The sequence below is a fragment of the Acinetobacter sp. YH01004 genome (assembly GCF_013420455.1).
GTDB classification, from domain to species: domain Bacteria; phylum Pseudomonadota; class Gammaproteobacteria; order Pseudomonadales; family Moraxellaceae; genus Acinetobacter; species Acinetobacter towneri.
This window is the reverse complement of record NZ_VOXZ01000011.1, coordinates 63,529-78,031: the sequence shown is the minus strand read 5'-3', so window position 1 is coordinate 78,031 and position 14,503 is coordinate 63,529. Positions and strand designations below refer to the sequence as shown.

Below are 14,503 nucleotides of genomic sequence, written 5' to 3'. Positions count from 1 at the left end.
TGAGCCTTTCGAAATTGTGACCGGTGATGCTCGGTTTTGGAGTAGGGCAATGATTCAAACCGAAACGATGCTTGACGTAGCTGACAACAGTGGTGCTCGCCGCGTACAATGTATTAAAGTACTAGGTGGTTCACATCGTCGTTATGCTTCTGTTGGCGACATTATTAAAGTTACTGTAAAAGAAGCTATTCCACGCGCACGTGTTAAAAAAGGTGACGTGATGAATGCTGTTGTTGTACGTACAAAGTTCGGTATTCGTCGTCCAGACGGTTCTGTGATCCGTTTTGATGATAACGCTGCTGTTATTTTGAATAACAACAAAGCACCGATTGCAACTCGTATTTTCGGACCAGTGACTCGTGAACTTCGTACTGAACAGTTCATGAAAATCATTTCATTGGCTCCTGAAGTTCTATAAGAGGCAATCATGGCTAAGATTAAAAAAGGCGATCAAGTAATTGTGATCGCAGGTAAAGAAAAAGGCAAACAGGGTACTGTTCTGTCAGTTTCTAATGACCGTGTTAAGGTCGAAGGTCTTAACTTGGTTAAGAAGCACCAGAAGCCAAACCGTGCTACGGGCGCTGAAGGCGGTATCGTAACGCAGGAAGCTTCGCTTCATATCTCAAACGTGGCAATTTTTAATGCTACAACCCAAAAGGCTGACCGTGTTGGTTACCAAACGATTGATGGCGTGAAAACTCGCGTTTATAAATCGAATGGTGAATCAGTGGCGGTGGCGAAGTAATAGGTTGAAATAGGCAATGGCCAGACTTAAAACACGTTACAACGACGAACTTAAGGCTCAATTACAAGAACAATTGGGCGTTAAGAATGTGATGGAGATCCCTCGCATCACTAAAATTACCATCAACATGGGTGTTGGTGCTGCAGCTGCTGACAAGAAATTGTTAGATGGCGCTCTTTCTGATATGCAAGCTATTGCTGGTCAAAAACCAGTTTTAACATTAGCTCGTAAATCAATCGCTGGTTTTAAAATCCGTGATGGTTGGCCGATTGGTTGTAAAGTTACTTTACGCGGCGAACGTATGTACGAATTCTTAGACCGTTTGATCTCTATCGCGATCCCTCGTATCCGTGACTTCCGTGGTTTCTCTTCGAAATCATTTGATGGTCGTGGTAACTACTCTATGGGTCTCAAGGAACAAATCATGTTCCCTGAAATCGATTTCGATAAGATTGATCAAATTCGTGGTATGGACATCACCATTACTACGACTGCTCGCACCGATGACGAAGGCCGTGCGCTTATGCGTGCATTCGGCTTCCCGTTCAAATAAGAGGTCGATATGGCTAAGAAAGGTATGATTAATCGCGAATTGAAACGCGAAGCTACTGTTGCTAAATACGCTGCAAAACGTGCTGAATTAAAAGCAACGATTGCAAACGTAAATGCAAGCGACGAAGAGCGTTTCGAAGCGATGATGAAATTACAAGCATTACCACGTAATGCGTCTCCAGTACGTCTTCGTAACCGTTGTGGTTTAACTGGTCGTCCTCATGGTTACTTCCGTAAGTTCGGTTTAAGCCGTAACAAATTACGTGACACAGTAATGCAAGGTGATGTACCGGGCGTTGTTAAGGCAAGCTGGTAAGGAGCACTATAAATGAGTATGCAAGATACCGTTGCCGACATGCTAACGCGTGTTCGTAACGCTCAAATGGCAAAGAAACAAACTGTTTCTATGCCTAATTCTAAGTTGAAGGTTGCTATTGCAAACGTACTTCAACAAGAAGGTTATATCGCAAATGTAGAAGTGGCTGACAACGAAGGCAAACCTACATTAACGATTACTTTAAAATACTATGAAGGCAAACCAGTTATCGAAACTGTGAAACGCGTAAGCCGTCCAGGTCTACGTCAGTATCGCGGTAAAGATGCACTTCCAAGCGTTAAGCAAGGTTTAGGTATTGCAATCGTTTCTACAAGCAAAGGCATCATGACTGATCGCGCTGCACGTGCTGCAGGTATCGGTGGTGAAGTTATTGCTTTTGTTTCTTAATAATAGGTGATTCCTCATGTCTCGTGTGGCTAAAGCCCCAGTAACTGTACCTAACGGTGTTACAGTTACTCAGAACGGCCGGCAGGTCGAAGTGAAAGGCAGCAAAGGTACATTGTCTTTCAACCTGCATGCGCTGGTCGAGCTAAAACAGGAAGACGGTATTTTAGCTATTGCTCCTAAAGCTGAGTCGAAAGACGCTTGGATGCAAGCTGGTACTGCTCGCGCTGTGCTTAACAATCTTGTAAAAGGTGTGAGCGAAGGCTTCGAACGTAAGTTACAATTGATTGGTGTTGGTTATAAAGCTGCGGTAAAAGGTAACGTTGTTAACCTTAACCTTGGTTTTTCACACCCAATCGATTACACCCTTCCTGAAGGTGTAACTGCAGAAACTCCAACTGCAACTGAAATTATCCTTAAATCTGCTGACAAAGCAGCTTTAGGTCAAGTTGCTGCGGATATCCGTGGATACCGTCCACCAGAGCCATATAAAGGTAAAGGTGTTCGTTATTCGGATGAAGTTGTTCTTCGTAAAGAAGCTAAGAAGAAATAAGGCGCGAGGTTCTTATGAACGAAAAGAAACAATCCCGTTTGCGTCGTGCGAAAAGCACACGCTTGCACATCCGTGCATTGGGTGCGACTCGTTTGTGTGTAAACCGCACGCCGCGTCACATCTATGCTCAAGTTATTTCAGCAGATGGTGGCAAAGTTTTAGCGCAAGCTTCAACTTTAGATGCTACTTTACGTGCTGGTACAACTGGTAACGTTGAAGCAGCTCAAAAAGTAGGTGCTTTAATCGCAGAACGCGCGAAAGCAGCTGGCGTAACTAAAGTTGCGTTTGACCGTTCTGGTTTTAAATATCATGGTCGTATCAAAGCCTTGGCTGATGCTGCTCGTGAAAACGGCTTGGAGTTCTAATCATGGCTAAAGTTGAACAAAACGAAGGTCTTGTTGAAAAGCTGGTTGCCGTTGATCGCGTAGCCAAAGTTGTTAAAGGTGGTCGTATCTTCTCTTTCACAGCATTAACTGTTGTGGGTGATGGTAATGGTCGCGTAGGTTTTGGTCGTGGTAAAGCACGTGAAGTTCCAGCTGCTATTTCTAAAGCACTTGAAGCTGCACGTCGTAACATGATCACTATCGAATTGGCAGATGGTACTTTACAACACCCGATTCATGCGCGTCATGGTGCAAGCCGTGTTTACATGCAGCCAGCATCTGAAGGTACTGGTGTAATTGCGGGTGGTTCTATGCGTGCAGTTTTAGAAGCTGCAGGTGTACGTAACGTATTGACTAAATGCCGTGGTTCTACTAACGCTGCAAACGTAGTGAACGCAACTTTCAACGGTTTGCGTGACATGACAACTCCTGAAAAGGTTGCTGCGAAACGTGGTCTTTCAGTAGAACAAATTCAAGGGTAATCAATCATGAAAACGATTAAAGTTACCCAGACTAAATCTGCATCGCACCGCTTGAAAAATCACAAGCTTAGCCTTAAAGGTTTAGGTCTGCGTCGTATTGGTCATACTGTAGAAGTGCAAGATACGCCTTCTAACCGTGGTATGATCAACCAAGTCTACTATATGGTTAGTGTAGAGGAATAAGCCATGACTCTGCGTTTAAATGAACTTGCACCTGCAGAAGGTGCTAAGCGTGAAGCCCGTCGTTTAGGCCGTGGTATCGGTTCTGGCGTTGGTAAGACTGGTGGTCGTGGTATCAAAGGTCAAAACTCACGTAAGAGCGGTGGTACACGTCCTGGATTCGAAGGTGGTCAAACTGCGTTATATCGTCGTTTACCTAAATTCGGTTTCACTAGCCAAATCGCTTTGAAAACTGCTGAAGTACGTTTATCTGAGCTTGCTAAAGTGGAAGGCGACATCGTTAGCCTTGAAACTTTAAAAGCAGCGAACGTTGTACGTAAAGATATGGCTCGTGCTCGTATCGTACTTTCTGGTGAAATTACTCGCGCATTCACTATTCAAGGTGTTGCTGTGACTAAAGGCGCTAAAGCTGCTGTTGAAGCGGCTGGCGGTAAAGTCGAGGAGTAATCCCCAGTGTCTATGTCTCCTAGTTCTTCAGGTCATGTTCACATGATGAAAGGCCAACCATTTCACGTGAAATACCGTGAAATTATACGCCGAATGATGTTTCTCATTGGTGCGTTGTTGGTATTTCGACTAGGAGCGCATATTCCAGTACCAGGCATTAATAATGCCGCACTTGAACAATTGTTTAATGCAAACCAAGGTACAATCCTTGGTTTGTTTAACATGTTTTCGGGTGGTGCATTAGAGCGGATGTCGATTCTTGCTTTAGGGATCATGCCATACATTTCTGCTTCGATTATCGTACAGTTGATGTCTACCGTGGTTCCTTCGCTTGAAGCTTTGAAAAAAGAAGGCGAGCAAGGCAAACGCAAAATTAATCAATATACGCGCCAAGGCACATTGTTTCTTGCACTTGTGCAAGCGATTGGGATGTGTGCAGGTCTGATTGGTCAAGGTATTACCTTAACGTCAGGTCTGGCTTTTTACGTTCCAGCTGTGACCTCTTTGGTTGCAGGCACAATGTTCTTAATGTGGTTGGGTGAACAAATTACCGAACGCGGAGTGGGCAATGGTATTTCCATGATCATTTTCGCAGGTATTGTTGCAGGCTTGCCTAATTTAATTATGCAATCCTTCACATCTATTGACAGTGGCCAGTCAAGCCTGATTGGTTTGGCAATTTTTGGTTTATTGTCTTTGGGTGTACTTGCAGCAATTGTGTTTATTGAGAAGGCGCAGCGTCGTATTCCAGTAAACTATGCTCAAAAACAACAAGGTCGTCGTGTATTTACTGCTCAGCAAACGCATTTGCCATTAAAAATTAATATGGCAGGTGTGATTCCAGCAATTTTTGCCAGTTCATTGCTTTTGTTCCCAGCGAGCTTAGGTCAATGGGTCGGCAGTGCGGACCCTAATGCTGGATTAATCAAGCGTAGTCTACAAGACTTGGCATTGGTATTGTCGCCTGGACAACCGTTGTATTTGGTGCTCTTTGGTGCGTTAATTATCTTTTTCTGTTACTTCTACACTGCGCTGGTTTTCAGCCCTAAAGAAGTTTCGGAAAACTTGAAACGCAGCGGAGCTTATGTGCCTGGTATTCGCCCAGGTGAGCAAACTGCTCGTTACTTAGATCATATTCTCAGTCGTTTGACCTTTATTGGTGCGATTTACATCACTGTAGTCTGCTTAATGCCGATGATTCTACAAAGCTCATTTGGAATTCCATTTAGCTTAGGTGGTACATCATTATTAATCGTTGTAGTGGTTGTGATGGACTTTATGGCTCAGCTTCAAGCACATCTCACCTCGCACCAGTACGATAATCAAACGTTAATGAGAAAAACGACTGCTCATCCTAAGGGATAAGCGCACTTAGAGGTTTCATCATGAAAGTACAAGCTTCTGTAAAGAAAATTTGTGGTAGCTGCAAAGTTATCCGTCGTAATGGGGTTATTCGCGTAATTTGCAGCGCAGAACCTCGTCATAAGCAGCGTCAAGGTTAATTTGATTAAGACCTGTTGATTTCAGTAGGCTAATTAGGTTATTATCCGCCCCTCAAGATTTTTGTGGGGCGGTTGATTATCTTAACTGCCTTTTTGGAGAAAATTGAATGGCTCGTATTGCCGGTGTAAACATTCCGGATAACAAGCACGCTGTTATCTCTCTCACTTATATCTTTGGTATTGGTCGCCACACTGCTAAGACTATCTTAGCTGCTGCTGGTATCGCACCAACAACAAAGATCCGTGAATTAGATGACGCTCAGCTTGATGCGATTCGTGCAGAAGTTGCTAAGGTTCCGACCGAAGGTGACTTACGTCGCGAAATTTCCATGAACATTAAACGTTTAATGGATTTAGGCTGCTACCGCGGTCTTCGTCATCGTCGCAGCTTGCCTGTCCGTGGTCAACGCACCAAAACTAACGCACGTACCCGTAAAGGTCCGCGCAAACCGATTAAGAAATAAGATTTCTGGAAGCTAAAAGATGGCTAAAGATACTCGCACACGCAAGAAGGTCACTCGTACCGTCTCTGAAGGTGTTGCACACATTCACGCTTCTTTTAATAACACCATTGTGACCATTACCGATCGTCAAGGTAATGCACTGGCTTGGGCTACCTCAGGTGGACAAGGCTTCCGTGGATCACGTAAATCAACTCCGTTCGCTGCTCAGGTAGCTGCTGAAGTTGCTGGTAAAGCTGCTTTAGATTACGGTTTGAAAAACTTGGACGTCCTTGTTAAAGGTCCTGGTCCAGGTCGTGAGTCTGCGGTTCGTGCATTAGGTGCAGTGGGTTATAAAATTAACAGCATTACCGATGTGACTCCAATCCCTCACAACGGTTGCCGTCCACCTAAAAAACGTCGCGTGTAAGGAGAAACATTCATGGCTCGTTATATTGGTCCAAAATGCAAACTCTCTCGCCGCGAAGGGACAGACCTGCAACTAAAATCTGGCGTTAAACCATTTGACGTCAAAACTAAAAAACACGCTAAAGCTCCTGGCCAACATGGCGGGGCTCGTGGTGGTAAGCAATCTGAGTACTCACTACAATTACGTGAAAAACAAAAAGTACGTCGTATGTACGGTGTTTTAGAGCGTCAATTTAGTAACTACTATAAAGAAGCTGCTCGTGTGAAAGGCGCAACAGGTGAGAACTTGTTGAAATTGCTCGAAAGCCGTCTTGATAACGTTGTTTATCGCATGGGTTTTGGTTCTACACGTGCAGAAGCTCGTCAGCTTGTATCTCACCGTAGCATTACTTTAAATGGTCGTCGTGTTAACATTGCGTCTATTCAAGTTAAAGCTGGTGATGTAATTGCAGTTCACGAAGGTGCAAAACAACAATTACGTATTAAAAACGCAATTGAATTGGCTGCTCAACGTGGTATCCCTTCATGGATGGAAGTTGACCATTCTAAATTTGAAGGTACGTTTAAAGCTGCACCAGATCGTTCTGATTTACCTGCTGAAATCAACGAAAGCTTGATTGTAGAATTGTATTCTAAATAATCCTTGAGGTAGCAATAATGACGCGTACTGCAAATGAGTTTCTTACTCCGCAAGCGATCAAGGTCGAAGCGGCAAGCGGGACCTCGGCAAAAGTTATTCTAGAACCATTAGAGCGTGGCTTTGGTCATACTCTTGGTAATGCTTTACGTCGCATCCTTCTTTCTTCTTTACCTGGCGCAGCTGTGGTAGAAGTTGAAATTGAAGGTGTCGAGCACGAGTACAGTACTTTGGAAGGCTTGCAGCAGGACATCGTCGAGCTCTTGCTGAACCTGAAAGGATTGTCTATTAAGCTGTTCGATCAAAATGAAGCTTATTTGACATTGGAAAAACAAGGTCCAGGCGATGTAACTGCTGCAGACCTTCGTTTACCGCATAATGTTGAAGTGGTTAACCCTGAACACTTGATCGGCACTTTAAGTGCTACAGGCAATTTAAAAATGCGCCTGAAAGTTGCTCAAGGTCGTGGTTATGAAACATCTGACTCACGTTTCCCAGAAGGCGAAACTCGCCCTGTAGGTCGTTTGCAGTTAGATGCTTCTTATAGCCCAATTAAACGTGTGTCTTACATCGTAGAAAATGCGCGTGTAGAACAACGTACTGACCTTGACAAGTTGATCATTGATCTTGAAACCAATGGTACAGTTGATCCAGAAGAAGCAATCCGCAAAGCGGCAACAATCTTGCAACAACAAATTGCAATTTTTGTTGATCTTCAGAAAGATCAAGCTCCTGTTGCTCAAGAGCCTCGTGAAGAAGTTGACCCAATCTTGCTTCGTCCAGTAGATGATCTAGAGCTTACTGTTCGTTCTGCTAACTGTTTGAAAGCAGAAAATATTTACTACATTGGTGATCTTGTACAGCGTACTGAAGTTGAGCTACTTAAAACGCCTAACTTGGGTAAAAAATCGCTTACAGAGATCAAAGATGTTCTGGCTTCTAAAGGCTTACAGCTCGGCATGCGTTTAGAGAACTGGCCACCGGCTAGTCTCCGTATGGACGATCGTTTCGCCTATCGTAGCCGTTAATTAAGTAGGACTATCACCATGCGTCATCGTAATAGTGGTGTGAAATTAGGCCGTACAAGCAGCCATCGCAAAGCGATGTTCCAAAACTTGGCTAATTCTTTGTTCGAACACGAGTTAATCAAAACAACTGTTCCTAAAGCAAAAGAATTACGTCGTGTTGCTGAGCCTTTAATCACTTTAGCTAAAAACGATACAGTAGCAAACCGTCGTTTAGCGTTTGCTCGTACTCGTTCAGCAGCAACTGTTGGTAAATTATTTACCGTTCTTGGCCCTCGTTACAAAGAGCGTAACGGCGGTTATCTACGTGTTCTTAAAGCGGGCTTCCGTGCGGGTGATGCTGCACCGATGGCTTACGTTGAGCTTGTAGATCGCGAAGTTAAATAATTTCGCCAAGAATAACGCACGTTGTTCAGAAAAAGACCGGTTTTACCGGTCTTTTTTTATGAAAAAAATAAGTTGATCTCAAAAATGATCAAATTGTCCCGAATTGATATAAATTTTAGTAACTTTTGCTAAACTTGACATTGTGTATTGTCAAATTTATGCTTTAATAAAAAACATCATTCAAGCTGGACAATAAAACATGGATAAGCAGGTTGATATATTAATTATTGGGGCAGGGATTTCGGGCATTGGTGTAGCAGCACATTTAAGTCAAAACTGCCCACAGCGTTCTTTTGAAATTATTGAGCGTCGTCAAAGTTTTGGTGGCACTTGGGATTTATTCCAATATCCGGGCATTCGTTCAGATTCGGATATGTCGACCTTTGGTTATAATTTTAAGCCTTGGAAGAAAACCAATGTACTAGCCGATGGCGCATCTATCAAAGGTTATTTAGCAGAAGTCATTCAAGAAAAAGTCTTACATTCAAAAATTCATTTTCAGCATCGTGTACTATCTGCCAATTATGATTCTCAAACACGTAAGTGGACGTTACGCATAGAAAATGCAGCACAACAGATTGAAACTTGGGTGGCTAATTTTGTTTTAGGCTGCACAGGCTATTACAATTACGATCAAGGTTTTCAGCCTGACTTTCCGAATCAGCAGGCGTTTAAAGGCACATTTATCCACCCTCAGCATTGGCCTGAAAATTTAGATTATCGTGGTAAAAAGGTGTTAATTATTGGCAGTGGTGCAACTGCGATTACCTTAGTCCCTGCTATGTCAAAAGGTGGTGCAGCGCATGTCACCATGCTACAACGCTCGCCGACTTATATTGCTTCAGTGCCTGCAATGGATTTTGTTTATCAGCAAATGCGTAAAGTTTTGCCTGAAGATGTTGCTTACAAAATCACGCGCGCACGTAATATTGGCATGCAACGCGCCATTTATGCTTTAGCACAAAAACAGCCGAAATTACTGCGGACTTTGTTGCTGAAATCTATCCAAATGCAGCTCAAGGGCAAGGTAGATATGAAGCATTTCACGCCACATTATAATCCGTGGGATCAGCGTTTATGTGTTGTGCCTGATGGTGATTTATTTAAGATTTTACGCGAAGGGCATGCCTCGATTGAAACCAATCAAATTGCAAGTTTTACTGAAACAGGTGTGCAATTAAAATCGGGTAAACATTTGGATGCCGATATTATTGTGTCTGCGACAGGTTTGAATATTCAGATTCTAGGCGGTATTCAAGCCACAATTGATGGTGTGCCTTTAGACACCTCGAAGCACATGCTATATCAAGGTGTGATGATCAGCGATGTACCGAATATGGCGATGATTATTGGCTATATTAATGCCTCTTGGACGCTTAAAGTGGATGTGGCTGCGGATTATATTTGTCGTTTGCTCAATTATATGGATCGACAAGGTTATGACGAGGTAATTCCTCAAGGTGACCAAACAGAGTTATTGGAAGATACGGTGATGGGCAGTTTGAGTTCGGGCTATATCGCGCGTGCTGCTGATGTGATGCCAAAGCAAGGCAAACATGCGCCATGGCGAGTGACCAACAATTACTTAGAAGATCGCAAAACTTTAAAACAAGCAAGTTTTGAAGATGGTATTTTAAAATTCAAACAAGCTGTGCCTGCACAGCAGCGTAAACCTAAATTAGTGTCTTAAATCGTTGGGTGCAAAAATAATATGGCACAAGAAATTTAAAATTGCTTGCGCCATTTTTATGTTGAGGTGGAAATTTTATAAAGAACGTGAAATCAGCTCTTTCATAATTTCATTGGTGCCTGCATAAATACGATTGGCCCGATTGTCTAAGTAAGCATGTGCAATTGGATACTCAAGCATATAGCCATAACCACCATGCAGTTGTAGACATTCATCCACCACTTTGGAGTACATCTCTGAAATTTTATATTTGGCGGCCGCTGCAGCTTCAACACTGAGCTGATCTTGAAGTTGTAACTGCATACATTGATCTAAAAAAGCACGACAGAAATCAATTTCGGTGCGTAATTCTGCCAGTTTAAAGCGCGTATTTTGAAAGCTATGAATACTTTTGCCAAAGGCTTGACGTTGCTGAGTATATTGCAGTGTATGTGCAAAAGCAGCTTCTGCACCTGCTTGGCAAATAATCGCGACAATTAAGCGTTCCCAAGCCAGTTCTTTCATCAGCATGATAAAGCCCATGCCTTCTGCACCCAATAAATTGCTGCGAGGCACGCGGACATTATCAAAAAATAATTCGCAAGTGTCCTGACCTTTCATACCAATTTTATTCAGTGGTTTGCCTTTGCTAAATCCCGCACGGTCTGCTTCTACCAATATTAAAGACAGATTGGCTGAACCTTTGTCTGTGTTCGCTGTTTTACATACCACAATCGCCATGTCGCACAAATAGCCGTTGGTAATAAAAATTTTAGAACCATTAATCACGTATTCATCGCCATCCAATACCGCAGAGGTACGCACAGCTTGTAAGTCTGAACCTGTACCGGGTTCGGTCATGGCAATCGCGGTTATCACTTCGCCTGTGGCCATGCGGGGTAACCAGTGTTGTTTTTGTTCAGTTGTGCCAAAGTTATTAATGTAATTGGCGACAATATCTGAATGCAGTGAAAAACCGGTAGCACTGTCACCTGCATAGGCTTGTTCTTCAATCAAAATCATGCTGTATAAGCGGTCTACCCCTGAACCTGCATATTCTTCAGGCATGGTGCTACACAGCAAACCCAAAGTACCTGCTTTACGCCATAGCTCACGGTCTACATGCTGCTGCGCTTCAAATTTTTCAGTATGGGGGATGACTTCCTGCAAATAGAATTTTCGTACCAAATCACGAAAACTGTCGTGTTCAGCACTGAATAAGGTGCGCGGTAACATATTGGCAATGGGGCGAATTGCGGCAGATTGCATGGTTTTATCTTCCTGATGTTGTTATTTTGAATTCACCTTAGAAGAATTTATAGGGGGCAACAAGGTGCAAAAGTTTCAATTGCAAATGAAAGATGATGCTTTTGGTCAATGCTGCATAAAAGTCATCGAAACTTTAAAAGGGGTCGGTTAAACTAGCCTGAGTTTAATTTTAATGGGGAAACCGCATGAGTGATGACATCAGCTTAGAAGAACGCAAAGTGATTTACCGTGCCCGTCGTGGTTTAAAGGAAATTGATGTCTATTTTGACCCGTATGTGAAAAATCATTATTTGACTGCCAGTGCGGAAGAAAAACAAATGTTTGCCGATTTGGTTGAGCAGGAAGACCCAGATTTATTGGATTGGTTTATGGAAGTGTCTGAGCCACCACGTCCTGAGTTGAAAGATTTTATCCGTAAACTAAAGCATTATGTGCATGGCTAAGCAGCAGTTTCAGCTGAAACCTAGTGTCATCGCAATAGTGTTTCAGCTGATGATCGCTCTACTCATCGTTTGGCTTTTACTACAAGTGTTAAAGCCATGGCTTAGCGTTGTATGTATTGTCATTATGGGCTGGACATATTTTAAATTTGTTCGTGCAAACCGAATTGTTGGTTTAGATCAATTAGATGACCGTGAATGGTCAATTTCCTATCTCGCGCCTCGTGTAGTATCACAACAGATTAAAAGCACAGCTCGCCAAATTGAAATTCAGCGTGTGCAACTGCGTCAAGTGATAGATCATCAAATTTATATCGTCATGGAATTTCAGCAAGCCTTTAAACCTCTGGTGATTTGGTGTGATCAGGTTTCCAAGGCGGAATGGAAGGCTCTAAAAATATTGGCGAAAATGCTCTAATTTACAGACAGCTGTATATTTTTATAATAATAAAAAACTATAAGTATCATAAAGATAAAATTATCATCTATTTTTCGTGTCCTGATCAGTCATTTTATATTGGCATAAAAGATTACACATATCCCTATTTTTAGTTATATTCATTCCAGACAAGTGTAGATCAATACAAATCAGATTCCTGAAATGTGCAGATTTAAATTTAGTCGAAAGATTTTTTAAGATAAGCCCGAATTGGGCATCAGTTAATAAGTAGCATGTGCTGAACCGTCGCAATGCTACTTTTTTTTGCCTAAATTTTGTCGGATGACAGATTTCAGTCAATTTTAGTCACTTTAAAACATGGCAAAGTTATCCATCTGAAGCAGCAAGTAGACGCTTTTATTCAGATATTGCTTCTGCTATGTTTGTTGCAATGGACATAAACACAATTATAGAGGACAGGAAAATGTCGCAAGTCCAAAAAATAGGCCAGGGTGTGGCCGTATTTGCAATCACAAGTTTATTATTATCAGGTTGTTCACAAGTGATCAAAACAGGTGCCAATGTCGCACTTGGATTTACTGAAAAACATATTGTGCCGCCAATTTTAGCGATGGAAGATGCTGAAATGGTGTGTAATTCTGGTAATTCCTTAACCCCTGCCATTATGGCGACTAAAGATATGGGCGCAGACCCAACCCGTGTTGCGGTACTAATGTATTCGGCTGCGGGTATTTGTGCCGAAGAAAAAGCTTTGGATGCTGAATTGCGTTATTTACGTGCAGCAAAAGCAGGGCAAGTGGGCGAAGCGCAAGATGCGCGGATTCAGCAAAAACGTTGGGCGGCTTTGGCGGCACAGCGCCAATACACAGGCTATCAATTGTTTCAGCATCGTTGGGAAAAGAAATATCGGAAACCTTTGGGCGAAGGTTGTCCAAAAATGAACAGTGATATTGATCAAACTGTGTATATGTTGGGGATGTTGAGTGGCTTGCAAGCCATGACCAATGATATTAATTCAGGCGGGGCAGTGCATGTGCCTAAAGATATTGCCGCGATTGTTGAGCGTGGTATGACCTGTTTAAACAATGAAAAATTCTGGGGCGCACCAGAGGCTACACGTGCCGTAATTTGGACTTTGCTTCCAGGTGCGGGAGATGGCAAACCTGATCCGTATCAAACCTTAAAGCAGTCGATGCAAATTGGTGAAAATAAAGGGGTGCGTTTATCACACGCTTTATATGCGGTTGCTGCCCAAGCCAGTGGTGAAGATGCCAAAATCCGCGATGCACTCAAAGCCTTTTCTAATGCACGCAGTGACGAAAAACCTGTAAATCCACAATTTAAATTGATTGATGCCATGGCAGGAAGCATGGTACAAGGAATTTCAGACCGTTACTGGACTGAACATACAGGTGTGCGTACTGGTGATCAGCAACGTTTCTGGGATGAACAAGATGATTCATCTGAATTAGATGATTTATTTAATGAGGACACGGCAGCTCAATTGTAAAAATATCAAGATTGCCCAATTCAATATAGACAAGATGTTTTAGGATTGGGCAATCCATTTGCCGAAGCACATAACAAGAATAATTTGGAGGATGCCAGCGCCTATGCAATATTCATCTCAATTTCTCAGTCGAAAAATTGTGTTTATTGCGGCATGTATGTCAGTTTCGGCATGTTTGCAGATTTTTGCAGAGCATTTTATTTATTGGTCTACACATTTATTGGATGAATTCTGGCGCTTATGGACAGGACATTGGGTGCATGTGGGCTGGATTCATTATCTGCTCAATATGATCGCCTTTGCCTGTTTACCTTTTATTTTTCCGTATGCCAAAGTATGGCACTTTGTGGCACTTTTGCTGGTACTACCGCCTGCCATTAGTCTGAGTTTCTATTATTTCCTTGCCGATATTGATGCCTATGCAGGACTTTCTGGGGTGCTGCATGGTGCTTATGTGGCGGTGGCATGTGTGCATTTGCTCTATAAAAAAGAACGTGGTTTTGCGGCATTGGTGTTGCTGCTTATTTTATCTAAACTGATTTGGGAAAATACCGTGGGCAGTTTGGGTACAGCAGAATTAATCGGCAGTCCTGTGTTAGTTGAGGCACATTTATTGGGGGTGATTTGGGGTGTAATTTTTGCATTGGCTTATATTATTTGGGCCTATTGCATTGATCCGCACTAAAATTACATCAAAATGATGGCAAAAAGGGCTCACAAAAAATCTCACAA

23 protein-coding genes are annotated in these 14,503 nt (G+C 42.7%); 22 read left to right on the top strand and 1 reads right to left on the bottom strand.

Features of this window, described 5'->3' with window-relative positions; translation table 11 throughout:
• The first annotated feature begins 49 nt into the window (after positions 1-49).
• The 18 genes from rplN to FTT71_RS08970 all read left to right on the top strand — a co-directional run bounded on the left by rplN (position 50) and on the right by FTT71_RS08970 (position 10,173).
• Positions 50-418, top strand: coding sequence for a 50S ribosomal protein L14 (gene rplN / locus FTT71_RS09055; RefSeq protein WP_001982634.1), 369 nt, complete (start codon positions 50-52; stop codon positions 416-418).
• A 9-nt stretch (positions 419-427) separates the two neighbouring features.
• A complete protein-coding gene (rplX, locus tag FTT71_RS09050) occupies positions 428-745 on the top strand; it encodes a 50S ribosomal protein L24 (protein WP_004974717.1) in 318 nt (105 codons plus the stop codon).
• A gap of 16 nt (positions 746-761) precedes the next feature.
• Positions 762-1,298, top strand: coding sequence for a 50S ribosomal protein L5 (rplE, locus tag FTT71_RS09045; protein WP_004974719.1), 537 nt, complete (start codon positions 762-764; stop codon positions 1,296-1,298).
• Between the two features lie 9 nt (positions 1,299-1,307).
• Complete coding sequence (gene rpsN, locus FTT71_RS09040) at positions 1,308-1,613, top strand: 30S ribosomal protein S14 (RefSeq protein ID WP_004825185.1); 306 nt, start codon at positions 1,308-1,310, stop codon at positions 1,611-1,613.
• Positions 1,614-1,625: 12 nt separating this feature from the next.
• Positions 1,626-2,021: a 30S ribosomal protein S8 gene (gene rpsH, locus FTT71_RS09035; protein WP_004974720.1), complete on the top strand. Its 396-nt coding sequence runs from the start codon at positions 1,626-1,628 to the stop codon at positions 2,019-2,021.
• A 16-nt stretch (positions 2,022-2,037) separates the two neighbouring features.
• Positions 2,038-2,571 (top strand): 50S ribosomal protein L6, encoded by a 534-nt coding sequence (gene rplF / locus FTT71_RS09030; protein ID WP_004974722.1) that lies wholly within the window; start codon positions 2,038-2,040, stop codon positions 2,569-2,571.
• Positions 2,572-2,585: 14 nt separating this feature from the next.
• On the top strand, positions 2,586-2,936 hold the full coding sequence (gene rplR / locus FTT71_RS09025) for a 50S ribosomal protein L18 (protein WP_004281497.1): 351 nt from the start codon (positions 2,586-2,588) through the stop codon (positions 2,934-2,936).
• Between the two features lie 2 nt (positions 2,937-2,938).
• Positions 2,939-3,436 carry a 30S ribosomal protein S5 gene (rpsE, locus tag FTT71_RS09020; protein ID WP_004974725.1) on the top strand — a complete coding sequence of 166 codons (498 nt, stop codon included), beginning with the start codon at positions 2,939-2,941 and terminating at the stop codon, positions 3,434-3,436.
• Between the two features lie 6 nt (positions 3,437-3,442).
• On the top strand, positions 3,443-3,619 hold the full coding sequence (gene rpmD, locus FTT71_RS09015; protein ID WP_004786899.1) for a 50S ribosomal protein L30: 177 nt from the start codon (positions 3,443-3,445) through the stop codon (positions 3,617-3,619).
• A 3-nt stretch (positions 3,620-3,622) separates the two neighbouring features.
• The gene (rplO, locus tag FTT71_RS09010; RefSeq protein WP_004974728.1) at positions 3,623-4,063 is read left to right on the top strand and encodes a 50S ribosomal protein L15; all 441 of its coding nucleotides are present in this window, start codon (positions 3,623-3,625) and stop codon (positions 4,061-4,063) included.
• 45 nt (positions 4,064-4,108) lie between these two features.
• On the top strand, positions 4,109-5,428 hold the full coding sequence (secY, locus tag FTT71_RS09005) for a preprotein translocase subunit SecY (RefSeq protein WP_171257418.1): 1,320 nt from the start codon (positions 4,109-4,111) through the stop codon (positions 5,426-5,428).
• A gap of 20 nt (positions 5,429-5,448) precedes the next feature.
• On the top strand, positions 5,449-5,565 hold the full coding sequence (gene rpmJ / locus FTT71_RS09000) for a 50S ribosomal protein L36 (RefSeq protein WP_000867907.1): 117 nt from the start codon (positions 5,449-5,451) through the stop codon (positions 5,563-5,565).
• Positions 5,566-5,672: 107 nt separating this feature from the next.
• Positions 5,673-6,029 carry a 30S ribosomal protein S13 gene (rpsM, locus tag FTT71_RS08995; protein WP_004974734.1) on the top strand — a complete coding sequence of 119 codons (357 nt, stop codon included), beginning with the start codon at positions 5,673-5,675 and terminating at the stop codon, positions 6,027-6,029.
• 19 nt (positions 6,030-6,048) lie between these two features.
• Positions 6,049-6,435: a 30S ribosomal protein S11 gene (gene rpsK / locus FTT71_RS08990; protein ID WP_001040166.1), complete on the top strand. Its 387-nt coding sequence runs from the start codon at positions 6,049-6,051 to the stop codon at positions 6,433-6,435.
• Between the two features lie 12 nt (positions 6,436-6,447).
• Positions 6,448-7,074 (top strand): 30S ribosomal protein S4, encoded by a 627-nt coding sequence (gene rpsD / locus FTT71_RS08985; protein ID WP_004974744.1) that lies wholly within the window; start codon positions 6,448-6,450, stop codon positions 7,072-7,074.
• A gap of 17 nt (positions 7,075-7,091) precedes the next feature.
• A complete protein-coding gene (locus tag FTT71_RS08980) occupies positions 7,092-8,099 on the top strand; it encodes a DNA-directed RNA polymerase subunit alpha (RefSeq protein ID WP_004974745.1) in 1,008 nt (335 codons plus the stop codon).
• 18 nt (positions 8,100-8,117) lie between these two features.
• Positions 8,118-8,483 (top strand): 50S ribosomal protein L17, encoded by a 366-nt coding sequence (gene rplQ, locus FTT71_RS08975; RefSeq protein ID WP_004974746.1) that lies wholly within the window; start codon positions 8,118-8,120, stop codon positions 8,481-8,483.
• A 199-nt stretch (positions 8,484-8,682) separates the two neighbouring features.
• Positions 8,683-10,173: an NAD(P)/FAD-dependent oxidoreductase gene (locus FTT71_RS08970; protein WP_180072680.1), complete on the top strand. Its 1,491-nt coding sequence runs from the start codon at positions 8,683-8,685 to the stop codon at positions 10,171-10,173.
• Positions 10,174-10,248: 75 nt separating this feature from the next.
• Here the strand turns inward: FTT71_RS08970 and FTT71_RS08965 are convergent, their stop codons facing one another.
• Positions 10,249-11,421 (bottom strand): acyl-CoA dehydrogenase family protein, encoded by a 1,173-nt coding sequence (locus FTT71_RS08965; RefSeq protein ID WP_180072682.1) that lies wholly within the window; start codon positions 11,419-11,421, stop codon positions 10,249-10,251.
• 185 nt (positions 11,422-11,606) lie between these two features.
• Here FTT71_RS08965 and FTT71_RS08960 point away from each other — a divergent pair, with 185 nt between their 5' ends.
• The 4 genes from FTT71_RS08960 (at position 11,607) to rrtA (ending at position 14,456) form a co-directional block, all read left to right on the top strand.
• Complete coding sequence (locus tag FTT71_RS08960; protein WP_004974752.1) at positions 11,607-11,864, top strand: succinate dehydrogenase assembly factor 2; 258 nt, start codon at positions 11,607-11,609, stop codon at positions 11,862-11,864.
• Positions 11,857-12,279, top strand: a complete 423-nt coding sequence (locus tag FTT71_RS08955) for a protein YgfX (RefSeq protein WP_179997378.1) — start codon at positions 11,857-11,859, stop codon at positions 12,277-12,279. The genes FTT71_RS08960 and FTT71_RS08955 overlap by 8 nt, the downstream gene beginning before the upstream one ends.
• 445 nt (positions 12,280-12,724) lie before the next feature.
• Entirely contained in the window at positions 12,725-13,771 is a 1,047-nt protein-coding gene (locus FTT71_RS08950) for a hypothetical protein (protein ID WP_004974758.1), read from the top strand.
• 103 nt (positions 13,772-13,874) lie between these two features.
• Positions 13,875-14,456 carry a rhombosortase gene (gene rrtA / locus FTT71_RS08945; protein WP_180072684.1) on the top strand — a complete coding sequence of 194 codons (582 nt, stop codon included), beginning with the start codon at positions 13,875-13,877 and terminating at the stop codon, positions 14,454-14,456.
• The last annotated feature ends 47 nt before the right edge of the window (positions 14,457-14,503 follow it).